Annotated in this window: 1 protein-coding gene; it reads left to right on the plus strand. The window is 69.4% G+C overall.

Translation table 11 applies throughout. The annotated features are described in order from the left end of the window. Positions 1-15: 15 nt before the first annotated feature. On the plus strand, positions 16-1,175 hold a 1,160-nt coding region (locus ACVBEQ_RS28045; RefSeq protein ID WP_447156728.1), incomplete at its 3' end, for an HNH endonuclease signature motif containing protein.

Here is a 1,175-nt window from a genome sequence, read left to right on the forward strand (position 1 = left end):
GTTCCGGTGATGCCGGTGGATCCGCCGGGTGCTGTGCCGTTGGAGGATCTGGAGGCGGAGATCTGTTCTCTGGCAGCTGGTTTGGCTGCGTCGACCGGGGGCTGGTTGCGGTTGATCGCGGAGTTCGACCGGCGGAAGGGGTGGGCGCAGTGGGGGATCAAGTCGTGTGCGCATTGGTTGGCGTGGGCGTGTTCGGTGGCGCCGGGCGCGGCCCGGGAGTATGTGCGGGTCGCGTCGGCGTTGGTGTCGTTGCCGTTGTTGGATGCGGCGTTCGCCGCGGGGCGGTTGTCGTATTCGAAGGTGCGGGCGGCGACCAGGGTCGCCGACCGGGTGCCGGAATCAACGTTGTTGGAGCAGGCGCTGGTGCATACCGCGGCGCAGTTGGAGCGGTTGGTCCGCGCCTACCGCAAGGTCGACGGCACCGGCACTGCTCAGCAGCACCGGCGGCGGGCGAGGTGGTTCTTCGACGAGGACGGCATGCTGGTGCTGACCGCCCGGTTACCGGCCGACGAGGGCGCGGTCCTGGTCGCCGCCCTAGAACAAGCCGATGACAGCGGTGACAGCGGGTCTGAACCGGACGCGTTGATGGCCATGGTGCACACCGCGCTGGCCGCGGGGCCGGTGGACAGTTCCGGGGATGACCGGCACCTGCTGGTGCTGCACGCCGACGCCGCGGTGCTGACCGGGGCAGCACAGGACGGCACGGATGACCCCGGGGTGGGGGTGTGCCGGGTCGAGCACGGCCCGGGGGTGGACCGGGGCACCGCGCGGCGGATCGCGTGTGATGCGGCGTTGGTGGCGTTGATCAATTCGGCGGTCCCCGGTGAGCAACTCAGGTTGGGTCGCAAGACCCGGAAGATCTCCCCGGGGTTGCGGCGGGCGTTGCGGATCCGCGACGGTGGGTGCCGGTTCCCGGGTTGTCACCGGATCCGGCACCTGGAAGCCCACCATGTCGTGCACTGGCTCTTCGGTGGGCTCACCGACCTGGACAACCTGGTCCTGCTGTGCCGGGCTCATCACATGTCGGTCCACGAAGACGGTTTCACCGTCACCCCAGCCCCCGACGGCGGCGGCCCCGACAGCACCGGGTGGATCTTCCGCCGACCGGACAGCACCCCGATCCCACATCGATTCGTGCTTGTCCGTGGTACTCGGCAACCGTGGGCTGAGTCGGA

Source organism: Nakamurella sp. GG22 (genome assembly GCF_052976845.2).